A 23,504-nucleotide genomic window follows, 5' to 3' on the forward strand; every position below is an offset into this window, starting at 1 on the left:
GGGCCGCCGGTTTCACCGAGCCGGGGGGCGTCCTGCCCTTCCCGCATTCCGATCCGTGCCCTGGGGTGTCTTCGCCATGAGTTCTCGCATGCTCCGACCCGTCCGCGCCGACCGCCGTACGCAGCCGCCCTCCCCCGGCGCGTCCCGGGGGATGCGGCTGCCGCTGGTCGCCGCGGCCGTGGTCGCCGCGGGGCTGACCGCCGCCTGCGGGCCGTCCACCCAGGCCGTCGGATCCGCCGCGCCCTCCGCGGCCTCTTCGTCCCCGGAGCCCTCCGCCACCGAGGCCGCAACCGCTTCGCCCGAGGCGTCCCCGACCTCGACGGCCTCGGCGTCGGCTTCCGCATCCGCCACCCCCCGGCCCGGGTCCTCGCCCACCAAGGCCGCGTCCGCCTCCGCCGGGACGCCGGCCAAGCCGTCCCGTACGCCCGCCGCGGCCCAGCCGGCCGCTGTTCCCGGGCCCGGCTACGACAGTTCGGCCGACGCGCAGAAGCTCATCGACGCGGCCTTGCGCACGGCCAAGTCCGAGGGGCGGATGGTGCTGCTCGACTTCGGCGCGAACTGGTGCGGCAACTGCAAGGCCGCCGACAAGGTGTTCGCCCAGCCCCAGACCGCCTCGCTCCTCGGGAAGTCCTACCAGCTCGTCAAGATAGACATCGGCGGCAACAACTCCGCCAACTCCGCGCTCCTGCGCAAGTACAGCCCGTCCGGCGGCACCTACACGATGCCCGTACTGGTCGTCGTATCCCCGTCGGGCACCGTACGCACCGACACCCACGTCACCGGAAACCCGTCCCTGACCGCGGAGGGCATCAACTCCTTCCTGCGCCAGTGGGCGTCATGAGGAGACCGGTCCGGAAGAAGGCGCTCGTCCCGGCCGGGGCCGGGCTCGCGGTCGCGGCCGCTCTCGTACTCGCCGGCCTCGCCACGGACGACGGCGGGCCCGCGGCATCGGACGGTCGGGCGGGCACGGCCGTGGGTACCGCGGCCGGGACCACGGTCATGGACCCCGGCACCCGGCCTGACGCGCCCGCACTGACCGGCGACGACCTGGACGGCCGGGCGGTCAGCCTCGCCGGGCTCCGCGGCCACGTCGTCGTCCTCAACGTCTGGGGCTCCTGGTGCGGACCGTGCCGGACGGAAGCCGACGGCCTGGAGCGGCTCAGCCAGCAGACCCGGGCCGAAGGAGTCCGGTTCCTCGGGATCAACACCCGCGACCGGGACCCGGCCGCAGCGCGGTCCTTCGTACGGGCACACGCCCTGAGCTTCCCCAGCCTGCCCGACCCCACCGGCGAACTGCTGCTCCGCTTCCCGCCCGCGCTGCTCAACCCGCAGACCGTCCCCTCCACCCTCGTGATCGACCGCCGCGGGCGCATCGCCGCCAGCATCGGGGGCGCCGTCACCGAGGAGCAGCTGCGGCCCGTACTCGCACACGTGGCGCAGGAGGAGTCATGATGCTCGCCGCCGCGGACACCGCCTCCCTCGTCAACGGAACGCTCCTGATCGCAGCCCCGGTAGCGCTCCTCGCGGGACTCGTCTCCTTCCTCTCGCCGTGTGTCCTGCCGCTCGTTCCGGGCTATCTCAGCTACGTGACCAGCCTGTCGGTCTCCGACCTGGCGGACGCGCGCGGCGGGTCCCGCAGCCGCATGGCGGCGGGAGCCCTGCTGTTCGTCCTGGGCTTCACGGCGGTCCTGGTCTCCGGAGGCGCCCTGTTCGGCCACTTCGGCCGCGTCCTGCTGGCCCACCAGGAGGTGATCACCCAGGTGGTCGGCGCTTTCACCGTGCTGATGGGGCTGTCGTTCATGGGGCTCCTGCCGGGCTTCGCACAGCGGGAGCTGCGCAGCCACCGGCGGCCCGCGCTGGGGCTCGCCGGAGCCCCGATGCTGGGTGCGGTGTTCGCCGTGGGCTGGACCCCCTGCATCGGCCCGACGCTGGCCGCCGTCCAGGCGCTGGCCTGGACCGAGGCGAGTGCCGCCCGCGGAGCCCTGCTGATGGCCGCCTACTGCCTGGGGCTGGGCCTGCCGTTCGTCCTGACCGCGCTGGCCTTCCGCCGCGCCCTGGGCGCCTTCGGCCTGGTCAAGCGCCACTACCCGTGGGTGCTGCGGGTCGGTGGGGTTCTGCTCGTCCTCGTCGGCCTGCTGTTGGCCACTGGGGTGTGGAACGACCTGGTGTACACGCTCCAGCTGTGGAGTGCGAACTCCCCCGCCGCGCTCTAGGACCGGCCCGGCCCGTTGCGACCCACACAGATGCACATATACGGAGATACAGAGACGCACATGAACGCTTCGCAGTACATACGGCGGTCCCGCACGGCCCGGGTCTCGGCCTCCCTCCTCGCCTGCGCCACCCTCGCCGCATGCGGCGGCCAGCAGGCCGACGGCGCCCACCACCCCGCACCCACGACGAGCTTCACCGAGGAAGGGGTCACGGTCACCCTCTCGGTGTCCGACTGGCACGCCTCGACGGGCACGCTCTCCGCGGTGTTCACGCCCGAGCGCAAGGGCTTCCACCTCTACAGCACCGATCTGCCGGCCGACGGCGTCGAGGGCGTGGGCAGACCGACGGCCGTGACCGTCACCGGGGCCCTGAAGGCGGGCGGCAGGCTGGCGGCCTCCGCGGAGGTACGGTCGATCATCGTGCCCGGTGTCGAAACCCCGGTGCCCGTCTACCCGGACGGCCCCGTCACCACCACACTGCCCGTACGCGCCGACGCGGACGGGAACGCGACGGTGCTGGTCGGCTACGCGAGCTGCAGCACTCAGGACGGCTGCACCATTCCGGTCTCCGACCGCCCGGTGCACCTGCACGTCACGGGCGACCGCGCTACGTTCAGCCCCCACTAGCCGCAACCCACCGGGCCGACCCTAAGGTGTCCTCCATGCCCAGCGTCCTGGTCGTGGAAGACGATCCCAGCATCCGCCAGTCCCTGATCGAGGTCCTGACGGAACACGGCTATGCCGTACGCAGCTCCGCCGACGGGTTCGGAGCCCTGCGGGAGGTCACCCAGACGCCTCTCGACGCGGTGGTCCTCGACCTGGGCCTGCCCGATCTGGACGGAGGAGACGCACTGCGCATGATCAGGGGCATCTCCTCCGTACCCGTCCTGGTGGCCACCGCCCGCGACGACGAGCGGGAAATCATCAGCCTCCTCAATGCGGGTGCCGACGACTACCTGGTCAAGCCGTTCTCCGGCGGGCAGCTCGTCGCGCGCCTCTCGGCCGTCCTACGGCGGACCGCACAGGTCCCCGCCGCGGCGGTCCCTCCGGGAACGCGGGGGACACCGGTGGCACATGCCGCGGTGACGTCCGATGCGCTGCACCCCACCACCGTGGGCGAACTCACGGTGGACCCGGGCGCGCGTACCGCGTACCTGACCGGCGTGGAACTGCGCCTCACCCGGCGGGAGTTCGACCTCCTCGCGTTCCTCGCCCGCCACCCCGGCCAGGTGGTCTCCAAGCGCCGTCTGCTGACGGAGGTCTGGCGCGAGCCGTACGTCGACGACCAGACCGTGGACGTCCACCTGTCGTCCCTGCGCCGGAAGCTCGGCGAGCGGGCGGCGGCCCCGCGCTACCTGCTGACCGTCCGCGGGGTCGGGATCAAACTGGTGGCACCGCGTTGAGGCGTTCACTGGCCGGAGTGGCGCTCGCAGTGACCTCCATGGTCGCCCTCTCCTTCCTCATACCGCTGGCCGCACTGGTGATGTCGCTGGTCAAGGCACAGGCCGTCACCGAGGCCGAACAGCGCGCCGCCGCCCTGGCCCCCGTCCTCACCCTGACCACGGACCCCGCCGCGCTGCGGGAGTCCGCGGCGAGCCTGGATCCGGCCCAGCGGCTGGTGATCCACCTACCGGCGGACGCCGAGGCCCTCGGCAGCTCCAAGGCGCCCGCCGCGCTGCTCCAACGGGCCCAGCAGGGGCGGGAGTCCATCTCCCAGGAGATCCCGGGCGGCTGGATATGCCTGCAGCCGGTGGTGCTCCCGGGCGACCGGGTCGCCGTGATCGAGAACTTCGTGCCCGAGGAGGAACTGACCCACGGGGTCAAGGAATCGTGGGCGGTCATGTCCTTCCTCGCGGTGGCCCTGATCGGCGGCTCCGTACTGGTCGCCGACCGTCTCGGTGCGAAGGTCGTCAGGTCCTCGAAGAGACTCGCCCAGGCCTCGCGTGCACTCGGCCAGGGCGACCTGGACACCCGGGTGGAGCCCGTGGGGCCCAGGGAACTGCGGGATGCGGGCGTCGCCTTCAACGCGATGGCGCACCGGATGACCGAGCTGCTCGCCGTCGAGCGCGAACTCGTCGCCGACCTGTCGCACCGGCTGCGTACGCCGCTCACCGCACTGCACCTCGCGTCGGAGCGCATGGCGGGCACACCCGAGTCGGCCCGGGTCGAGGCGGCCGTCGGTGAGCTGGAGGCGGAGCTGCGGGCCATCATCGCAGCGGCGCGCACCCCGCTCGCCGTGGGCCCGATGGGCCTGGGCATGCTCGGTACGGAACCGCCCGCGGGGCAGTCCGCCGTGGGGGCCGGGGCTGGGGCCGGGGCTGGAGCTGGGGCGTCCTGCCCGCGCTGCGAGGCTGCCGATGTGGTCCGTCGCCGTACCGCCTTCTGGTCGGTCCTGGCGGAGCAGCAGAACCGGCCCTGCTCGGTCGACCTGACCCAGGAAGCCACGGCCGTCGCCCTCTCCGACGACGACCTCGCCGCCGTGGTCGACGCGCTCATCGGCAACATCTTCCGCCACACCGCGCCCGGGACCCCGTTCCGCGTCCAGGTGGTGCGGACTGCTCAGGCCGTGGAGCTGGTCGTTGAGGACGGCGGGCCGGGCATCCCCGCACCGGACCTGGCCCTCAGCCGCGGGAGCAGCACCGGCTCGACGGGATTGGGCCTCGACATCGCGGGGCGCGCCGCGAGTGCGACGGGCGGCTCGGTGCAGATCGGCCGCAGCTGCCTGGGAGGGGCTCACATCACGGTGTCGTTCGCCCTCGCCCCGCAGGTTCCGTCCGAGCGCAGACGCCGCATCTCGCGCCGCCGCCCGACGTGGCCGCACAGACGGTAGACCGTCCCCTCCAGGCGGGAGCCCTGTCGCTCAGCCGGCGAGGAGAGGGCCGTTCGCTCTCCGGTTCTGCCTGGCCATCAAGCGGCTCCTTCGTGTTGTGCAATGCTTCGTTCAGGCGGCCGCCGTGCCGCAGGGCCCCTCGGTGCGGAGCGCCTGACCCAGCCGATCACGATCACCCGACGCCGGCTCCCCTCGTGGACGCAAGTCCATCCGTGTCCACCGGACCCGTGCAATTCGAATGGCCCGTTCGCGCCACCCGCACACATCCCGCCGCCCCGGCCGCCTCCGTCACGGATGCACTCGTCGAGCGGATCGATCATCGCCGTCCTGGCGGTGGGGCGGCCGGCCCGCTGTGGCGGTCAGTCGGTGTCGGTGGCGGCGAGGACCGCGACCTCCTGGCCACCGGGTCGCAGTGCGGCGACGGCGAGGTCCCAGGCCACTTCGTGGAACCACGGCGACTCGGTGTCGGCTCGGAACCAGTGCGTCTGCCGTACCAGTTCGGCCGTGTGCGTGATCGCGGCGTCCACCGGAGCACCGGTCAGGCCGCCGAGGGAGCGCCAGGCCGCCAGCCTTCCGTAGGCACCCGTGAGGCCGGCGCCGTAGGCCGGGGCCCGGACCGCGGCGCTGAGCAGGACCCGCAGCACCGCGTCCGGAGTGGACGCGTACAGCCGCTCCGGAGCCTCCCGCTCGGGCCAGGGGACGAGGGGCAGTAGTTCGAGGACGGCGGGGAAGTCCTCCGCGGACACCGGATCCGCCGACCAGAACTCCTGAGCGGCGATCTCGCCGTTGGACTGGGCCCGCCAGTGCTCCACGGCGGCGCCCATCGTCCCGGCCAGTTCCGGGAGGCTGGTCTCCGTCATGTCGAGGCCGGCCGTGCGCTCACGCATCGCCGGTGTCGCGTGCAGTTCGGGTCCGTCGAAGGAGACGAAGGGGGTGGGGGGCAGGACCCAGGCCCAGCCGTCCGCCGCACCTGCGGGGCGGCGCAGCCCGTACTCCTCGGGCAGGAGGGCGAGCGGCAGCGCCGCGAGCGGGTGCCCTTCGGCGTCGAGCGTGCGGGCGTGGGACACGAGCGCCGGGTACTCCTCCACCCTGGCCGAGACGAGCACCAGTTCGTGGAGGAGGCATGCGGCGAATTCACCGGAGTGCACCGTCTCGGTCTCCCGGGCGAACACCAGCCGCGCGAGGTCCTCGATGCGGTGGCCCCGGGCCACGAGCAGGGCCAGGCGTCGCTCGGCGTCGGTCCGCTCGGGGCCGTCCGGGTGCGGTGATGCGGGCAGGCGCAGCAGGGTGCGCAGGCTTTCCGGTCCCGGCCTGGCGGCCAGGGCGCGGAGCACATGGCCCAGCGTACGGGCGCACCGGTCCCCGGGGTCCTTCCCGGCGGCGGCGCGGGCAGCGGTCGCCGCCCCTAGGTCTCCGGCCCAGTCGGTCTCGCCGGCGGACACCCGCGCGTCGATCTCCTGGCGCAGCGCGTGGAGGCTCGCCTCGTCGGCTTCGTCCAGAGCCGCGAGCACGTCGGCGATGTTCTTGCTCATGGCGGTGGAGTTCCTGACTTCTGGGCACAAACGGGATCGGCCGGCACCACCTTCCCGGTGGTGCCGGCCAATCCTAGCTATGGACGCGGATGTCAGTTTCCGGCTGTTGGGAACGGATAGGCGGTGATGATCCGGTTGGTGGCGGGATCCGCCACGATACGGACGAACTGCTCACCCTCCGTGCCGACTACCCGGCCCATGGGGACGACCCACGTCATGTCATCGATCTGGACACCCCTGTGCCGGAGGTTCCAGGCGTCGTCGATCAGGTCGAACATCACGTTCGGGCGCGTCGTGGCCCACACGTTGTGGTTCGCCTTGTCCGGGTTCTTCACCATGTGGGCGAGCACATGGTCGAGCTTGTGCTCGCTGGGCTTCTTCGGATTGATGCCGTAGATGAGGCCACCGGGCGAGACGAAGTCGAAGTTCCCGATGTCCGCGAAGACGACGGGGCATTCCGTCGCGCTGGAGTTGTGCACCAGGACCGGGGTCTCGCCGGCCAGCACGTAGTAGGTGTGGAGGTCGTTGACGGTCAGGTTGAAGGCGGGTTCGAGGCCCTTCCAGTGGCTGACCTTGTCGATCTGCACCGCGGTGCCGACGGGGGTGCGCAGGGCGTCGCCGACCCTGAGGTCCGCGGCGTCGACCCAGCGCTTGCGGTTCTCCACCCAGTAGGGGTGATGGTCGGTCGAGGTCAACGCCCCGGCCTGCGCCCCCGCCCCGAGCTCGATGTCCGTGAACTCGCGGTCGTCCGGCGTGTAGATGGTGGCTTCGACGCGGCGCGGTCCGGTGGTCCCGGACTCGGGGTCGGTCGCCTTGACGAAGTCACCGACCTTGACCTGCTCGATGGGGCGGGTGGACCCGTCCCCCATGAGTACGCGCGTGCCGGCCGGGAAGCTGTTGCGTACCGCCGGGGGGCAGTCGGGGACCTTCCGCAGCAGGCTCGCGAACTGGTCGTACATCTCCTTGGCCTTGGGGCCGTACTTCTCTGCCCACTTGGTCCACTTGACGGGCGCGGTGGCCCAGCCGCCGATCGGGATCGCGGAGAGGCAGGAGAGCGCCGCGTCCGTCCACATCCCCTCCCTGCCCGTCGGCACGAAGTAGTCGACGGTGCCCTCCAGCGCGTACAGGCCGCAGTTGACCCCGTCCGCGATCTCGCCCCAGCCCGGAACCAGGCCGACGATGTCGAGCCCGATGTGCAGGAGGTCGAGCTGGGCGTTGAGGGAGAGGCCGGCCGCGTCGGGGCCGAGGGTGATGAACTTCAGGAAGGTGATGCCGGAGTCGATCAGCCCCTGCCGCTTCTTGGCGGCCTCGGCGCGCAGGCGTTCCTGCTCCGCCTTGACGTACTGGTCGTACATGTAGCGCTCGATGGTCGCCTCGAACTTGGCCCGGGCTTCCTGTGCGCTCTCGCCGGCGTTCAGCGCCGACTGGCGGGCCTGGTCGGCCGCCTGGTAGGCGCTGGCCGCGTAGCCCGCCGCCGCCATGGCGCTGGCCCTGGCGTCCATGGCGGAGTTGCCCGCCTGCTGGGCGCTGCGCTCGGCGCGGAGCTCGGCGTCACGGGCGCTGGCCGCGGAGGCCGTCGCCGCTGATGCGGAGGCCGCCGCGCTGTCGGCGGACTTCTTGGCGTCGTCGGCGTAGCCGGCTGCCTTGCTCGCGTAGGACGCGGCCGTCTGTGCGTGGCCGTTCGCCTCGTCTGAGTAGCCCTGTGCGAGGGCGGCGGCCTTGGCCGCTTCGAAGGCGTCCTGGTAGGCCTTGGCCGCCACCTTGCTGGCGTCGGAGATGATGCCCTGGACCTGTGCGACGTGGGCCGCGTTGAGCTGGTCGCGGCGCTTGGCGCGGTACTGGCCGGAGTCGATGAAGGTGCGCAGGTCCGTATCGGGGCTGGCGAGGGCGGTGTCGGCCGCCGCCTTGACCTCGGGGCTGCCGCCTTCGGAGAGGGTGGCGGCCTTGACGCGGTCGTCTTCGATGCGGGCCTGGTGCTGCCCGGTGAGGAGGAACGCGGCGAGGGCCTTGGGGTCGGGGTTGTCGAGGGCTGCCTTGGCCGCCTCCTTGACCCCGGTGCCGCCGGCCTCGGCGACCTTGGCGACCTCGATGCGGTTGTCCGGCGCCGCGGCCGTGTACTGGCCGGCCGTCAGGAAGGCGTGGACCTGTGCCCCGTCGCCCGTGAGGGCATTGGCCGCGGCGGTACGCACGTCCGCGTGCGCGGAGTTCTGCCCGAGCTGGTTGACCAGTTCGCGTTCGTCCTGCTCGCCGGCCTTCTTCCAGCCGGTGCGGACGTACTCGACGACGGCCGTGTCCGCGCCGGCCAGGGCCGCTTCCGCGGCGGTGCGGCTCCAGGGGCCGCGGGTCTGCATCGCGATGAGGGCCATCTTGCGACCCGTACTCGCCGTCTGCTCATCAGTGGCGCCGGGCTGGGCGGACTGGGCCGCCAGCGTCACGAAGTCGGCGTCGAGCTTGACGGCCTCCTGTTCGAGGCGGGCGTACTCGGCCTTGGCCTCGTCGTACTTGGCCTTGGTGTCCCGGGCCAGGTTGACCTGGGTCTTGGTGCGGGCGGCGACCTCTTCGGCCTCGGTCGCGCGGGTGGCCGTCTGGACGTCCTGGGCCTTCTTGACCGCGGCGTCGGCCGCTTGCGCCGCCTTCATCGCCTCGTCGGCGTTGATCTTCGCCTGGTTCGCGGCCTTCTGGGCGTCGTTGGCGTAGTCCGCGGCCCTACGAGCGGCTTCGGCCGCCTTGCGGGCGTGCGCGGCGGCCGAACGCGCTGCGGCGGCGGCCTCACGCGCCTGGGTGGCGGCGGCCTGGGCGTGGCCCTGCGCGATGGCGGCGGACCGCTTGGCCTCCGCGGCGTGACGGCGGGCGGACGCGGCGGCCGCTTCGGCCTCACCGGCGTGGACGCCGGCCTTCTGCGCGGCCTGGTCCGCCTCCGTCGCGCTGCCCGCGGCCAAGTCCATGTCGGCGATGGCATCGAGCGAGGCCTGCAGGGCGGCGGTGGCGGCGGCGAGCGTCTTCTGGAGCGCATCGGCGGAGTCGGCGATCTTCTCCGCCTGCGTCGCGGCCGCGAGCGCGTCCGAGGCGGCCTGCTCGTTGACCTTGCCCGAGGCGGCCGCGCTCCACGCCCTGGAAGCGGCCTGGGACGCGTACAGGGCAGCGGTCGAAGCGTTGTGGGCCGCGACCGCGGCGGTCTGTGCGGCCGAGTTGGCCGCGCGGGCCGAGGCGATGGCCGACTGTGCGGCAGCCGCGGCGCGGCGGGCGGATTCGGCTGCCCGGCGGGCGGCGTCCTTGGCCTTGGCGGCGTCGTTCTCGGCGGCCTTCGTCTCCTGGGCTGCCTTGGCGCTCTCCTCCTTGGCCAGGCGGGCGGCGTTCTTGGCCTTCTCGGCCTGCTCGACCGCGCTGTTCTTCGCCTTCTCGGCGGCCGCGCCGGCGTCGGCCGTCTGCTTCGCCAGATCGGTGATGGTGGCGTGTTCCTGGTCCTGGGCCCGGGCTATGTACTGGCCGTAGGTCAGGAAGTCGCGCACGTCCTCGATGGTGCCCTTGAGCGCGGCAGCGGCGCCGCGCTTGGTCGCGGGGCCGCCGCCGGATTCGAGCTGCGAGACCCGTACCCGGGCGTCCTCGTCGCGCTGGCGGTACTGCCCGTCGGACAGGAACTGGCGGATGTCCTCGATCGAGCCGCGCATGGCGGCGTCGCCGGCTTCGCGGACGCCGACGCCGCCGGCCTCGGTGACCCGGGCCGCCTCGACCTGCTGGTCCTGCGCCAGCGGCGCCTTCCAGCCGTCCTTCATGAAGGCGGCCAGCTCCGTGGACGTGCCGTCCATGGCCTGCTTGGCGGCCTCGCGCACGGCGGGTCCGGCATCGGTGACGAGCTTGAGCGCGGCCTCGCGCAGGTCCAGTTCCTCGGCGACCTTCTGGCCCGCGGCCAGGTAGTCGCGGATCTGGTCATCGGTGCCGGCGAGTGCCGTCCCGGCGGCGGCCTTGACCGCGGGACCGCCGGCCTTCCACTGCTGGAGCGCTTGTGCGCGCGGGGACGGAGCCGCCGGATCGGCGGCGGAGGCCGGACCTGCCGATACGAGCCCGGCGAGCAGGGCGAGCGGAAGGAGTCCGCGCGCGGCCTGGGAGGCCAGCACGGTTCCCCGCCCCCAGGCGCCGCTGCGCCGTGGTGGGTTGTGACGCACGAAGAAGGTTCCCTCTGTGATGTGGCGGTGTGCCGTCGGCGCATGGCGCAGGACCGACCCCTCACGGAACGGAGGAGCCGGCCGGCGTTGTTGCCTTCCTGCGTGCGCGTAGGACGGGGCCCGCCGGCCTCCTTTGATGCAGCTTCCCCAGGCCAAAGGACGGCGGGCCCCGCTCCGGACCGTCAGTCGGGCCGGCGCAGCTCTTGGTTGATTCGAACGTGAGATCAGTTCGCCGGGGCGATGGTTGCACACCTCGAATGTCTATTTATCGCTTCGTTACTACTGACGGGAAGTTAAACAACCGTCGGATGCGATGCCTCCGTTTACCGGGTACTCTCCCCGTGGCCCCCCAGGCAACCCGACCGTCCGCGCCGACGCGGCACGGTCTTCTCAGCTCATCCCACCTTCGCGCCCGACGCGCTGAGGGTTGCCCCGAAAGGCCAGACACCACCCGTGCGTATCCGCAGATGGCTGCCCGCAGCCACCCTTGCCGCCGCCCTCGCAGCCGCCACGTCCGCCCCGCTCGCTTCGGCCGAGCCGGTGGCACCCTCCAACGGCGAGGCCCCCTTCATCGCCGATGACGGCTCCTACCCGTTCCGCAGCGCCGTCCTGGCCGCCACGGGCGCGGACCTCATCGCGGGTGACGGCAACATCACCCACACCTCCTGCTCCGGGCCGTACCAGATCATGGTGTGGGCGCGGGACCTGAAGACCAGCGATTCCAGGATCTGCTTCAAGGCCGGAAACACCGGCTACCTGGCCGTCAACATCCCCCGCGCCTACCGCATCGAGACGGTCAAGCGGGACATCAAGGCCGATATCTCCATCAGTGGGGCAACGCAGAACCTCGAGATCCCGGAGGACACGTCGAAGGGTTTCGGCGAGGCCAACCCCACCGATCCCAAGCAGGCCGTCCTGCTGGAGATGCGCGTCACCGGCTCATCCGGCCCGCGCATGGCGGGGCAGCCCCTGAACGACAACGAGCTCAAGTTCAACGCGAAGCTGAACATCGGTGACGGCAAGCGTTCCTGCTCCGGCGCGCTCGTGGACCCGAACTGGGTCCTGACGGCCAAGAGCTGCTTCGCCGACGACCCCGCCGCGAACAACACCGTGGCGGCCGGGGCGCCGAAGGACAAGACCACCGTCTCGGTCGGCAAGTTCTGGCTCAACTCCGAAACCGGCTTCTTCGCCGACGCCACCGAACTGGTTCCGCACGCCGACCGCGACCTCGTCATGGTCCGCCTGTCCCGCGCCGCCACCGACATCACTCCCGTTCCCGTCTCCTCGACGGCACCCGCGGCCGCCCAGGAGCTGACCGTCGTCGGCTACGGGCGCACCAAGGACAGCTGGGGGCCCGTCGACCGCCACCAGGCCGCGTTCAGCGTGGGCACCACCGCCGCCACCGGCTTCGACCTCGCCGCCAAGACGCCCGCCGACGCCACCGTCTGCAAGGGCGACGCCGGCGCGCCGGCGCTGCGCACCGTGAACGGAAAGCTGGAACTGGTCGGTCTGGTCAGCCGTTCCTGGCAGGGCAGCTGCCTCGACAGCGCGGCCGAGAAGGCCGGCGCCTACGGCACCCGCGTCGACGACATCCGTGACTGGGTCCAGCAGACCCGCGCCCTGACCCCGGGCTGGAAGACGGAGGCGCTGGTCCAGTCCGGCACCAGCCTCTACCAGGGCATCCGCCTGGCGGACGGCTCCTGGACCGGTTTCACCGACCTCCAGACCAAGATCAGCAGCCTCGGCGGCATCCGCTCCTCCGCGTCCGCGGGCATCGACGGCGACACCCACGTCCTCGCGATCAGCGACAGCGGCGGCCTGTTCCACACCATCCGCAAGGCGGACGGCACGTGGACCAGCTTCGGGGACGTCTTCTCGGTGGCCAACTCCCTCGGCAGCCTCACGCAGGTGTCCGCCGTCTCCGTCGGCAGCGACCTCCACGTCGTGGCCGTCGCCAACGGCAAGATCTTCCACACCAAGCGCAACTCCGCGGGCCAGTGGTCCACCTTCGGCGACCTCTCCGGCGTCGCCGGCCCGATCGGCACCGTGACCGCCGCGGCCACCGCCAGCGCGGGCGGCCAGCTCCAGGTCGTCGCCGTCTCCGGCGGCAAGGCGTACCACACCATCCGCAACGCCGCGGGTCAGTGGAGCATCTGGGGCAACGTCGCGGGAGCGGCCGGCACCACCGGGCCCATCACCGCCGTCACCATGGCCGGCACCGGCAACGACGCGCACATCGTCGTCGCCACCGACAACGGCACCCGCCAGCACCACGCGATCCGCAAGGGCGACGGCAACTGGGAGCTGTTCGGGGACCTGAAGGACGTCCTCGGCACCATCACCGCCAAGTCCGTCGCCGCGGCCTCCGTCAACGGTGAGCTCCAGCTCGCGGTCACGACCGCCGACAACAAGGCCCTGCACACGGTCCGCCACGCCGACCGCACCTGGAACCCGACCGCCCAGGTCAACCTCCAGGGCACCAGTGGCACCTTGGGCGCCATCAGCATCACCGGCACCTTCTGACAACCACCCCGGCCGCCGCACCTGCCCCCGGGCACGACGGCGGCCGGGGTCGCCACGTGAAGCCCGGCCATCAGGAATGGCGTAGCCACCGGCGGTGACGGCTCCCCCACCCGGTGGACGCGGGCGGGCGCGGCGATCGGCGTACGCAACTGCATGTCGGTCACGAACCGATGCTCCCACCGGCGGACGGCAGTTCCGCGCCCGGACGGCCCCGGGAGCAATCAAGCCTTGGCCAGGTGTTTGACCAGGCCGAGGAGGTTGGTCCCGGTCGCCGTCAAAGGCCGGCGGGCGTCGTACTCCGACAAGCCGTCGAGTTTCCAGAGCAGCGCCTCGCGGTCCCGCCGCAGTCTCCCGTGCAGGTTGCCCTTCGCGAATTCATCGATCATGCAGCGTGTGCCTGCCATGCACTGCTCGCGGCCTCAAGATCGCGTACGCGGCTCATCATGCGACCATCAGGTTTCTTCTGCATCACATATCCGAAAGAAGGAACGTCACATGATGCGCCTACGTGCGCTCATCGTCGCCCTGCTCGCAGCGACGATGCTGAGTGGGCCGGTCGCCCCGGCATCCGCCGACAGCGTCTCGCCGAAGTCCGCCTCCGCGCTGCGCTTCCTCAGCTACAACATATGCGGGGGCAGCGACGAACTCGAAACCCCCTGTGGCACCGCCGCGCAGAGGGACGCCGTGAAGGTGCGCGTCGACCTGGTCAAGAAGCACGTGACCGATTGGGACGCGGACATCGTGTTCCTCCAGGAGGTCTGTCAGTCCCAGTACGACGAGCTCCACAAGGCCCTCAAGCCCTTGGGGTACGACGGCACCTTCACCACCATGATCCCCGTCCCTGTTCCCTCCACCGGGGACCTGTGCAAGTCCAACAGCGAGCCCGCCTTCAACAAGGAACACCCCCTGGGCAACGCCGTCTTCGCCAAAGGGCCGGTGACGGCCCTCGACCCTCTCGACCTGACCACCGGCGACGAGAAGGCCGGGACGACCTGGAAGTCCTCGTGCGTCCAGGTCTCGCTCCAGGGCCGCGAGACGCGGGCTTGCTCCGTCCACTTGTACTCGTTCAACGACACCATCCGGATCGAACAGGCCAAGAACCTCGCCGGCTTCGTCAAGCCGTGGATCGACGCGGGCACACCGGTCGTCCTCGGCGGTGACTTCAACGCCCAGCACTGGGCGCAGCGGGACGGGGAATGGTACAGCGATCCGCGCCTGAGCCCCATGACCTCGCTGCTGGACCCGTTCTACAGCCACTCGGGCGGCACGGGCCAGTTCCTGGAGGCGGACGAGACCGATGCCCAGCGCTTCACACCGGAGTGCCAGGCCCTCAACCCGCCGGCCGGCCACTGTCGTTCCGGAGCCAACACGGTGTTCAGGGACAGCGACCCCCTCACCGAGTCCAAGTACGACTACGTCTTCGTGAGCAAGGACCACTTCAAGAACGTCGTCGCCGACGCGATGCCGCGCGAGTCCCTCTCCGACCACTACCCCTACCGCGCCGCCGCGACCTGGTCGAACTGCAACAACCCCGCCGACGGCAGGGCCGACCTGCTGCGCCGTGGCGCCGACGGCAGCCTGTACCGCCACTTCGGCGGCCGCCGGACGGACAAACTGCTCCAGGCTTCGTACTGCAAGGTCGGCGCCGGTTGGAACGCCGACTGGAGCGGCATGCGCAAGCTCGCGCGAGCGGGTGACGTCGACGGCGACGGCGCTGAGGACCTCTACGCCATCGACAGCGCGGGGAACCTCCGCTTCTTCCCCGGGGACCCGACCGAAACGTTCTTCCGGTGGCCCCGCACCGTCGCAACCGGCTACGGCACGGTCGACCAGTTGGCCGTGAGCGCCGACATGGACGGTGACGGCACCCGAGACCTGGTGACCCGGCTCGCCGACGGAACGCTCCAGCGCCGGGCGATCCAACCCGACGGCACGGTGGGCAGCCCGGTCTCCATCACGGGAGAGGTCTCCTGGAAGGACTACGACACCATCCTGACGCCCGGTGACCTCACCGGCGACGGCACGCCCGACCTCCTCGCCCGGACCCCCGCCGGCGATCTGTACCTCTACGCGGGGACTGCCGGCGCCACGCTGCGGCCGCGCGTCAAGATCGGCTGGGGCTGGAACACGTACGACGGCATCTCCGCCCCCGGCGACGTGAACGGTGACGGCAAGGCCGACCTCCTGGCCCGCGACACCGCCGGCAACGTCTACTTCCACGCCGGCCTGGGCGCGCTGAACGGCACCATCGCCTTCGCCGACCGGTTCAAGAGCGGCTGGGGCTTCCCGACCGGCGAAACCCTGTTCTAGCGGACAGGAGGTCCTGGGCGCGACGCTCAACCAGCACCGGGAGGTAGCCCGGACCGATCAGTCGAGGGTCGCGACGGCCTCGATCTCGACAAGGTGCTCGGGTACGTCCAGGGCCGCGACACCCACCAGGGTGGCCGGCGGCGCGGGGATCACACCCAGCCGCGCGGCGGCCCGGCCGGTCCCCTCCATGAGCCGGGGCATCTTGTCGGGGGTCCGGCCGACGGCGTAGACGGTCAGCTCGGCGACGTCGTCGAATGAGCCGACCGCAACGCCGTCGGCGTCCCGGGCGACCTGGCCGGCGATGAAGACCATCTGTGAACCGGATGCGATGGCCACCTGCCGGTAGGCGTCGATCGTGGGCAATCCATCAGGGAGGGGACATCTTCTCCTGATGTTCGCGGCTCCGGCGCAAGCAGCACCGGGCGGCGGAGTCTTCGTGCCGTCCATCGCTTCCTCCCGGAGGGCTCCGGGAGCCTGTTCCGGATGCCGGATCATCCGGACGGGCTGCTCCTGTGGCCCGGACAGCCGCGTGGTGAAGAGGCGCAGGCCTTGCATCGGTGGCAAGTTCTTGCGGGAGGACGAGGGTCGCGTTGACGGCTTCGATGTCCGCCTCGGCCCCCTGCTGTCAGGCTCGAACGCCGTCGGAGTTCTGGGGGAAATCGAGGAACATGCTGACCCGGTCGATCCGGCCGTCGCCGTCGTCGGTCCGGTCGGTCACCGTGATCCTGACAGCGGTCTCCGGCACGCGGAACCGGACGATCCCCGCCTCCACGTCACTCTCGTACTCGACGTACGGGTCGAGCGCGTGTCCTGCCGACTCGATGCCGGCTCGCACCGGCGCGAACATGGCCGGTCCCGACAGCGGGCCGTAGGCATCTGCGATGCGCGGCGGAACATCAGCGGTGGTCAGTCCCGGACGGTCCACGCGGATGACGAACCCGAAGGGCCGCCAGGTACCCTCCTCCTCACCGCGCAGGTGGTGGACCTCGATCAACCCGTAGTCCTGGAGCAGCCCCAGCGCCGTCTCCCCCACCCACAGCGGCGCACCGCCCAGACGGGCCCGCCACTCCTCCGGAGTGAGGTCCGCGCCGGCGCCCAGCATGCCACCGGTGATGGCCACGTCGATCAGGAACTCGTCGATCACCGCCCCGCCTTCCCTTCTTCTCAGGTCTCTGGGGACAAGCGGAGCATGATCCTTAAAGCGTACCGCGAGCCTTGCCGTCCGCCAGGCCAGGGCCAGTTAGAACATCCGCGGTACGTCCGGGAAGCGCATCCCGGCGCGGCCGAGCGGATCATGCTCGACCCTCGGGCCCCAGCGGCCCCGACAGCCCCCGGGCGCCTGGCGCCCGCGCCAGTTCTCCACGGTGGCGCCGAACTCCGGCAGACCGCCCACGTCGGGGGCCAGGGTGTCGAAGAACCCCTCGTCGTGGAAGCCACCACCGTCACGTTCGCCGGAGGTGGTACAGGGTGGGAGAGTCCGGGTCCCCGGCGAGGTAGTAGGGCTGGATCCCCTTCTTGGTCCGCTCCATGCCGAACTTCCAGGTGTACTTGCCGATCGGCGCGAGCGGCACGGTCGTCCACTTGTCCATGTCCCTGGGCGGACGCTGGATTTGCCCCGTCACGTCGGTGATGGAGATCTGGACGGCGGGAGCAGCCATCAGCGTCTCTCCACTGACCCCCTCGATCAGCTTCCAGGTCCCGGTGCCCGACAGACCCCACCCCTTGTCGAAGTCCCAGTCCTCGCCTCCAAGATTCGTCACCTCGGCCCGCCCATCGCTCTCCAAGGTCACCTTGGCGCCGTCGAGTCCCGTCCAGGCCCCGGTGAGTTCGCTGGTCGTGGCATCACGGACGGTGGGCAGTGCGGGGTACGCACAGCCGCCGACCACCATGACGAGGGCCGCTACCGGGCCCAACACCCACCATCTTGCGCGCCTACGGTTGCCCATCATGCCCCCAACTCAACGCCCACCTCGGAAATGAACGTGTTCAGAATAGCTCCTTCAGCTGTTCCGGCAATACGCACCCGGGTGCGTCCGATGTCTGTAGCAGGCGTACTGCCGTGACCATCCGCCACCAGGTCAGGTGGCCGAGGGCGGTTGGCCGATCAGCGTGGCGAATCGTCTGGCGAACGGTGCGCGCGAGAGTCTGCCCTGCTCAGCGAGTGTGGCTACGGTCCAGGGTGCTGCGGAGGTCTCGGTGGATGGAGTGGAGGGCGGCGGTGACCGAAGGGGCGTCCAGTGCGGCCGCCCATCCGGTGGCACTCCCCCGGGCGGGTTGTCCGTCGAACCAGATGCGCAGGATGTACAGGAGCAGGGCGTCCAGGAGTCCGGGGACGATCGCATCCGTGCCCAGGCGCGGCCTCTTCCAACTCGGCAGCCAGAAGTCCCCCGGCCGAGCGCAGCTCGGGATGGCGGTCCGAGTGCGCCGTCGGCCAGGGCGTGCCCGCTGCCGTTGGGCAGGAACACCACGTCGCCCGCGCCCAGTTGGACGGCCTTCCCGTCCGGGGGCAGAAGCCAGCCGGAACCCTGAAGGACCACCTGGAAGCCCGCCGATCCTGGGACGGGGGCGAACCCCTGCACCCAGGGGGGCATGCCACTCTGCGCGCCGGAATGCCGCGGTCGTTCTTCCCCGTGGACCTGCCCTACGCGCTCGGCTCCGGCTCGAACTTTCCGTCACCGAACTCCGTCACCTGCTCACTGGTGCCGAGCGTGACCTGGCCGACTTCGACCTGTCCGCATCGATCGTACCGCCGGAGCGGTAGAACAGGGGCCCGGTTGCGTCGGCCATCGAGGGTCGGGGCGCCGGGCACCGTCCCGCACCACGATGAGGGGCGCACCGAGTTGTCGGTGTGGACCACTGAAGGGGGCGGCGAGCTCGCGAGCTCTGAAGACCTTCTTGTCGCCGGTTCGGCCCCGATCGTCTGCATCCGACGGATCAGACGCGTCTCGCGACCGGGTCTGACGCAGACCATCCCGGCCATCAGTACCCGGCTGCTCGAACCATCCCCGTCACTTTGATCACCGGAGTCCGCCGCAACTGGCTCCGACCGCCACCGCGCGACCGCTCGCTCCTCCCGCTGGATCGCCCCGTGAGCGGGCACTTGCGGCGACCAGCTGGGGCTCGCTCCAGCCATGCGCGGCCGGGCCGCCTTCCGGCTCGGCCTGCAGCCGGACCGACTGGGCATCGCTGAGCGGACAGGGACAGCCACCGGGTCCCCTGGACACCCGCCCGTCGGCGTGCAAGGCGTACGCCGGCTTCCGCTCGGTACCCGTAGCCTGCCGGCCGCCTCAGGAGGTCGAACCCCCGCTCGAACACGGCTGCGGCTGCCTCGAAGTGCATCGTCCCGGGGGGCAGAGCGCCACCGAGGGCGTACCTCGTGACGAGGGTGCAGCACCACCAGCGCCCGCTGTCGAAGCCCCGGTGGGCGGGGACGCGGAACGCCCTGCCCGCGCTGTGCGCGGGCAGGGCGTTTCCTGTGTTCGGGGCGATCAGTCCTTGCGGACCAGTTCCCAGCTCATGGAGTCCCCCGAGCCGACCGTGAGGGTCCCGTCGGAGAAGTCGAGCACGGCGCCGTACAGCTCGCCGACTTCGTTGTGGACCGGCGAGGCCGTGAGGATTTCGTCGAGGCCGGGCTCGCCGAGGCCGTCCATGGGCTCGAACGCCCAGGCCTCCGGCGGCCAGGCCCAGTCGGGCAGTGCGGGCCATCCGCCGTCCGAGATCCGCAGGGTCCAGTCGGTCCCGTTCCACAGGATCACGGAGCCGCCGGACGCGAGGATCAGTTCGATCCCCTCCGCACTCCAGTCATCGCCCTCGGGCAGGTACCTCAGGGCGAAGGCGGCTGTGAGGGTCTCGCCCTGGAGGGCGAGGGTCTGCCGGTCGCTCACTTCTTGCAGCTGCAGGTCATCGGAGTGGCATTCGAGTACCACCTGTTCAGACCCTTGTCCATCGGGAAGAGCGAGACGAACTCGCCGTTGGCCTTGGTGATCACCAGGTCCTGTCCCTTGCGGTAGAAGAAGTAGTCGTCGGAGCCGCCACCGTCGGGGTTGTAGGGGCCCTGCCGCACGTCCTCGTGGTTGGCGCGGACATCCGCAATCTTGTCACGGTAGGCCTGACGAGCGGCCTGGTCGCCGGGGTGCGCTCCGTAGTCCTTGGAGTGCTTGCCCCACTTCTTTCCGAACTGGTCCTCAATGATGTTGAGTTCCGGGCCGCAGCTCGTGTTGTGCACGAGGACCGGAGTCGTGCCGGCCAGGACGTAGTACGTGTGGAGGTCGTTGACCGTGAGGTTGTAGGCGGGTGCGAGTCCGGTCCAGTGGCGGACGTTGCCGATCTCCGCCGTGCTGCCCTCGGGGGTACGCAGGGTGTCCTGCGGGGTGAGGTCGGCCGCCACCTTCCACGTCTGGGCGCTCTCGGACCAGAACGGGTGGTGGCCGGTCGCGGTGAGCGAAGCGCCGCCGCTGTTCTGGGCGAGGGTGATGTCGGTGAACTCGCGGTCGTCCGGCGTGTAGATCGTCGCGTCGACCCGGCGCGAGCCGGTGACACCCGTGTACGGGTCGGTGGCGAGAACCTCGTCGCCCGTCTTGACCTGCTCGATCGGACGGGTGCTCCGGTCGCCCATCAGGACGGGAGTGCCGGCCGGGAAGCTGTTCTTCGGCGTCAGGCACGGCGGGAGCTTGGCGTACTTCGTGCCCTTGGCGACGCTCTCGATGCCGTCGTAGATCTTTCCGGCGATCTTGATCTTGCCGATCGGCAGGACGCCGGCCGCGGCCATGACGCAGCCGCCGAGGGACGGCTCCTTGATGCACTTCTCGATGTCGGCGGCGCCGGACAGCTCCCACGCGGCCTTGCCGAGGAGCTTGGCGAGTTCCGCGTCGGGCTTGCCGATGACGATCTCGAAATCGTCCTGGTTCATCGCGCACGGCGGCAGGTGGTCCCGGTTGTACGGGATGATGCAGGGCTTCTTCTTGTTCTTCTCGGCCTCTGCCTGCTGCTTGCGCACCTCCTCGGCCTTGCGCTGTGCCTCGGCGAGCTCCGCCTCGCGCTTCACCTTGACGTCGGCCCACGCCTGGGTGGCGGCGGCCGCGGCCTCGTCCTTGCTCTTGCCGGCCTGGATGGCCGACTCCTTGGCGCGGGCAGCGGAGATGTCCGCCTCGCGGGCCGATTCGCGGGCGTAGTTCGCGGAGAACGCTGCCTGTGCGGCGGAGGCCTCGGCGGCGTCGGCGGACCGGTTGGCGTTGTTCGCCGCGTTGCGGGCGGTGACGGCCGATGCCTTGGCCTGGTCGGCGCTCTTGGTGGCCGCGTTGGCGGACTTCTGGGCGTCTGCCGCGTAGGTCTTGGCGAGGGCGACGGACTTGTCGGCCTCGGCCGCCCACTTCTTGGCGTCGGTCTCGGCCTGGTTGGCGCGTGCCGCCGCCTCGGCGGCACGCCAGCGGGCGGCCTGGGCGTTGGCCGAGATGATCTCGCCCTCGGAGAGCATCCGCCTGATCTGGAAGCGGTGGTGATCGGTCAGGTCGTCCTTGCGGGCCGCCATGTACTGGCCCGAGACGACGAACTCGTGCAGCCTCGCCGGCGTTCCCGCCAGGGCAGCCTTCGCGGCGGCCCTCAGCTCGGCATTGGTCTCGCTGCCGTCCTCCGCGTCCTTCTTGTTGGCCAGGGTGGAGGCGATGACTTCTTCATCGCTCAGCCGGGCACCGTACTGGCCGACCTCCAGGAACGTGGCCAGAGCCTTTCCGGAGCCGTCCGCCAGGGCGGCCTTGGCGTCCTTCTTGACGCTGTCGCCGCCGTCGTTGTTCACCTTGGAGACGGCGACCGCGAGGTCGTCCGCGCCCACCGCGTACTGGCCGGTGTTGTGGAAGTCCGCGATCTGCTCGGGAGTGCCCTTCAGCGCCGTGGCGGCACCCGCGCGGATGGACGCGTACGGGCTGCTCACGCTCAGCTGGACGACACGGTCGCGGATCTCCTCCAGACCGGACTTCTTCCACCCGGTGCGCAGGTATTCCAGGACCTCGGCGTCCGTGCCGCCCAGGGCACGCGACGCGGCTTCCTGGTTCCAGGGACCGCGGAGGTTGAAGGCGTCCAGAGCGAACTTGCGGCCCTTGGCGGCGGTGCCGGCGACATCCACGTCCGGCTTGGCCGCATCTGCGGCCAGTGCCTGGCCCGTGTTGTCCAGGGCGCGGGCGTCGCGGGCGACCTCGGCGGAGGCCGAGACCAGACGCTGGGTCTGCTCCTTCTCCGAGCGGGCCCGCTCCAGAGCCGCCTCGGCGCGCGCGGTCAGCTCCTCCGTCTCGACGTCGAGAGCGACCTGGTGGACCTTCTTGGCGGTGTTCACCGCCTTCGTCGCGGCCTCGGCGGCCACGCGCGCGGCTTCCGCCCAGGTACGGGCATCCGCGGCGTACTTCGCCGCGTCCCCCGCGTACTTCGCGGCGAGCTCGGCGGCAGCGGCCGCCTTCTCCGCGTGGTCCGCGGCGGAACGTGCCGCGTCGCGGGCGTCGAAGGCCTGCTGGGCAGCACGGCGGGCGAGCGCGCCGGCGTTGTTCGCCGCACGGTTCGCGGCGTTCGCGTGGCGGCGGGCCTCAGCGGCCGCGTTGCGGGCTTCGGCGGAGTACACACCGGCCGCCTCGGCGTGCCGGTTGGCTTCCTCCGCGGACGACGCGGCGGCGTTCGCGTGGTCGCCCGCGCTGCGCGCGCCATCCGCGGCGATACCGGCGGCCAGCGAAGCCTCGCCCGCCTTCTGCGCGGCGTCGGCCGACGCCTTCGTCAGCAGCGCGGCGTCACGCGCGTCCTTGGCGGCGCGGTTGGCCGCCTCCGCCTTGCTCGCGTCACCGGCCGCCGCAATCGCGGAGTTGTAGGCGTTGTTCGCCGCGGTCGCGGCCAGAGAAGCGGCATTCGCGGTCTGCGCGGCGGCCAGCGCGGCCGTGCGGGCCGCGCGGTTCGCCGCGTTCGCCGAACCGATCGCCTGCTGCGCCGCGGCCGCGGCCTCACGCGCCGACTGTGCGGCCTGCTTCGCCTTGTAGGCGGCCCGGTCGGCGTCCTTGCCGGCCGCCTCCGTCTCCTTGGCCGCCTTCAGCGCGGCGAGCCGGGCGTTGTCGGCGGCGGTCACGGCCTTGGCGGCGGCCGCCTCCGCCTTCTTCGTCGCCGCTTCCGTCTGGATACCGGCCTGCCTGGCCTGCTCGGTCAGCTGGGCGATCGTCGCGTGCTCCTGGTCCCGGTTGCGGGCGACGAACTGCCCCACCTCCAGGAACTCCGCGATGTCGTCCGCCGAACCCCGCAGGGCGTTCTTGCCCGCGAGCTTCAGGTTCGGGCCGCCGGAGTTGACCAGCTTCGAGACCTCGACGGCGTTGTCGGTCTCACGTGCCTCGTACTGGCCCGTCTCCAGGAACTTCGCAACGGCCTCGGGACCGGCCTTGAGCGCGGTCTTGCCGGCCTCCTTGACCCCCGGACCGCCGAAGTTGATGACCTGCGACGCCTCGACCTCGCGGTCCTGGGCCAACGGCTTCTGCCAGCCGTTGCGCATGAACTCCTGGAGCTCCTCGGGGGTGCCCTTGAGAGCTGCCTTCCCGGCTTCACGGACCGCCGGTCCGCCCGTGCGGAAGATCCGGCTGGCGTCGATGTAGTCGTCGTCGTACTGGATCGCGGGCATCTCGGCGAGGAACGCCTTGACGTCGTCGTCGGACCCCAGCAGAGCCTTCTGCGCCGCCTCCCGGATTCCGGCGCCGCCGTGCCTCCAAGCCTGCACGACGTAGGAGCGGTCGGAGGAAGGCTCATCCGTGCCGTCCCAGTCGGCGGCCTGGGCAGGTGACGCCCCCAGAAGGCTCGCCGTCAGGGCCACGGGCAGGGCGACTCCGCAGAAGCGGCCGAGCACCCTTTTCACCGCCCCGGGCGATGCGGCGGAGCCTGTGGCTCCGGATGTATGTATGCGCCGTCGCATGCGACGTTC

At 71.2% G+C, this 23,504-nt stretch carries 16 protein-coding genes and 1 pseudogene; 8 read left to right on the top strand and 9 right to left on the bottom strand.

Going from position 1 to position 23,504, the window contains the following annotated elements; translation table 11 throughout:
• Positions 1-88: 88 nt before the first annotated feature.
• From ACZ7GJ_RS22605 to ACZ7GJ_RS22630, 6 genes are read left to right on the top strand one after another with little or no spacing between them, the layout of a single operon-like run.
• The gene (locus tag ACZ7GJ_RS22605; protein WP_470754131.1) at positions 89-841 is read left to right on the top strand and encodes a thioredoxin family protein; all 753 of its coding nucleotides are present in this window, start codon (positions 89-91) and stop codon (positions 839-841) included.
• Positions 838-1,452 carry a TlpA family protein disulfide reductase gene (locus tag ACZ7GJ_RS22610; protein ID WP_470754132.1) on the top strand — a complete coding sequence of 205 codons (615 nt, stop codon included), beginning with the start codon at positions 838-840 and terminating at the stop codon, positions 1,450-1,452. Before ACZ7GJ_RS22605 ends, ACZ7GJ_RS22610 begins: the two co-directional genes overlap by 4 nt.
• On the top strand, positions 1,449-2,213 hold the full coding sequence (locus tag ACZ7GJ_RS22615; protein WP_470754133.1) for a cytochrome c biogenesis CcdA family protein: 765 nt from the start codon (positions 1,449-1,451) through the stop codon (positions 2,211-2,213). The genes ACZ7GJ_RS22610 and ACZ7GJ_RS22615 overlap by 4 nt, the downstream gene beginning before the upstream one ends.
• 60 nt (positions 2,214-2,273) lie before the next feature.
• The gene (locus ACZ7GJ_RS22620) at positions 2,274-2,840 is read left to right on the top strand and encodes a hypothetical protein (RefSeq protein WP_470754134.1); all 567 of its coding nucleotides are present in this window, start codon (positions 2,274-2,276) and stop codon (positions 2,838-2,840) included.
• Between the two features lie 35 nt (positions 2,841-2,875).
• Positions 2,876-3,616: a response regulator transcription factor gene (locus tag ACZ7GJ_RS22625; protein ID WP_470754135.1), complete on the top strand. Its 741-nt coding sequence runs from the start codon at positions 2,876-2,878 to the stop codon at positions 3,614-3,616.
• On the top strand, positions 3,613-5,043 hold the full coding sequence (locus ACZ7GJ_RS22630) for an ATP-binding protein (RefSeq protein WP_470754137.1): 1,431 nt from the start codon (positions 3,613-3,615) through the stop codon (positions 5,041-5,043). Before ACZ7GJ_RS22625 ends, ACZ7GJ_RS22630 begins: the two co-directional genes overlap by 4 nt.
• A gap of 359 nt (positions 5,044-5,402) precedes the next feature.
• Here the strand turns inward: ACZ7GJ_RS22630 and ACZ7GJ_RS22635 are convergent, their stop codons facing one another.
• Positions 5,403-6,575, bottom strand: coding sequence for a DUF6183 family protein (locus tag ACZ7GJ_RS22635; protein ID WP_470754138.1), 1,173 nt, complete (start codon positions 6,573-6,575; stop codon positions 5,403-5,405).
• A 92-nt stretch (positions 6,576-6,667) separates the two neighbouring features.
• Complete coding sequence (locus ACZ7GJ_RS22640) at positions 6,668-10,738, bottom strand: polymorphic toxin-type HINT domain-containing protein (RefSeq protein ID WP_470754139.1); 4,071 nt, start codon at positions 10,736-10,738, stop codon at positions 6,668-6,670.
• Positions 10,739-11,191: 453 nt separating this feature from the next.
• On the opposite strand from ACZ7GJ_RS22640, the gene ACZ7GJ_RS22645 reads away from it, so the two are divergent.
• A complete protein-coding gene (locus tag ACZ7GJ_RS22645) occupies positions 11,192-13,261 on the top strand; it encodes a trypsin-like serine protease (RefSeq protein ID WP_470754141.1) in 2,070 nt (689 codons plus the stop codon).
• Between the two features lie 230 nt (positions 13,262-13,491).
• Here ACZ7GJ_RS22645 and ACZ7GJ_RS22650 read toward each other — a convergent pair.
• A pseudogene (locus ACZ7GJ_RS22650) lies at positions 13,492-13,647 on the bottom strand (mycothiol transferase); the annotation flags it as partial.
• A gap of 109 nt (positions 13,648-13,756) precedes the next feature.
• On the opposite strand from ACZ7GJ_RS22650, the gene ACZ7GJ_RS22655 reads away from it, so the two are divergent.
• Positions 13,757-15,571 (top strand): endonuclease/exonuclease/phosphatase family protein, encoded by a 1,815-nt coding sequence (locus ACZ7GJ_RS22655; RefSeq protein ID WP_470754142.1) that lies wholly within the window; start codon positions 13,757-13,759, stop codon positions 15,569-15,571.
• 57 nt (positions 15,572-15,628) lie between these two features.
• Here ACZ7GJ_RS22655 and ACZ7GJ_RS22660 read toward each other — a convergent pair whose 3' ends face one another.
• From ACZ7GJ_RS22660 to ACZ7GJ_RS22685, 6 genes are all read right to left on the bottom strand, one after another.
• On the bottom strand, positions 15,629-16,018 hold the full coding sequence (locus ACZ7GJ_RS22660; protein WP_470754306.1) for a RidA family protein: 390 nt from the start codon (positions 16,016-16,018) through the stop codon (positions 15,629-15,631).
• 178 nt (positions 16,019-16,196) lie between these two features.
• Positions 16,197-16,715 (bottom strand): hypothetical protein, encoded by a 519-nt coding sequence (locus ACZ7GJ_RS22665; protein WP_470754143.1) that lies wholly within the window; start codon positions 16,713-16,715, stop codon positions 16,197-16,199.
• Between the two features lie 298 nt (positions 16,716-17,013).
• A complete protein-coding gene (locus ACZ7GJ_RS22670) occupies positions 17,014-17,484 on the bottom strand; it encodes a hypothetical protein (protein WP_470754145.1) in 471 nt (156 codons plus the stop codon).
• A gap of 165 nt (positions 17,485-17,649) precedes the next feature.
• Positions 17,650-18,162 carry a cupin domain-containing protein gene (locus ACZ7GJ_RS22675; RefSeq protein ID WP_470754146.1) on the bottom strand — a complete coding sequence of 171 codons (513 nt, stop codon included), beginning with the start codon at positions 18,160-18,162 and terminating at the stop codon, positions 17,650-17,652.
• A gap of 897 nt (positions 18,163-19,059) precedes the next feature.
• Positions 19,060-19,455 (bottom strand): hypothetical protein, encoded by a 396-nt coding sequence (locus ACZ7GJ_RS22680; protein WP_470754147.1) that lies wholly within the window; start codon positions 19,453-19,455, stop codon positions 19,060-19,062.
• A complete protein-coding gene (locus ACZ7GJ_RS22685) occupies positions 19,452-23,429 on the bottom strand; it encodes a polymorphic toxin-type HINT domain-containing protein (protein WP_470754149.1) in 3,978 nt (1,325 codons plus the stop codon). Before ACZ7GJ_RS22685 ends, ACZ7GJ_RS22680 begins: the two co-directional genes overlap by 4 nt.
• Positions 23,430-23,504: the final 75 nt, after the last annotated feature.

Source organism: Streptomyces sp. NPDC037242, from assembly GCF_055604165.1.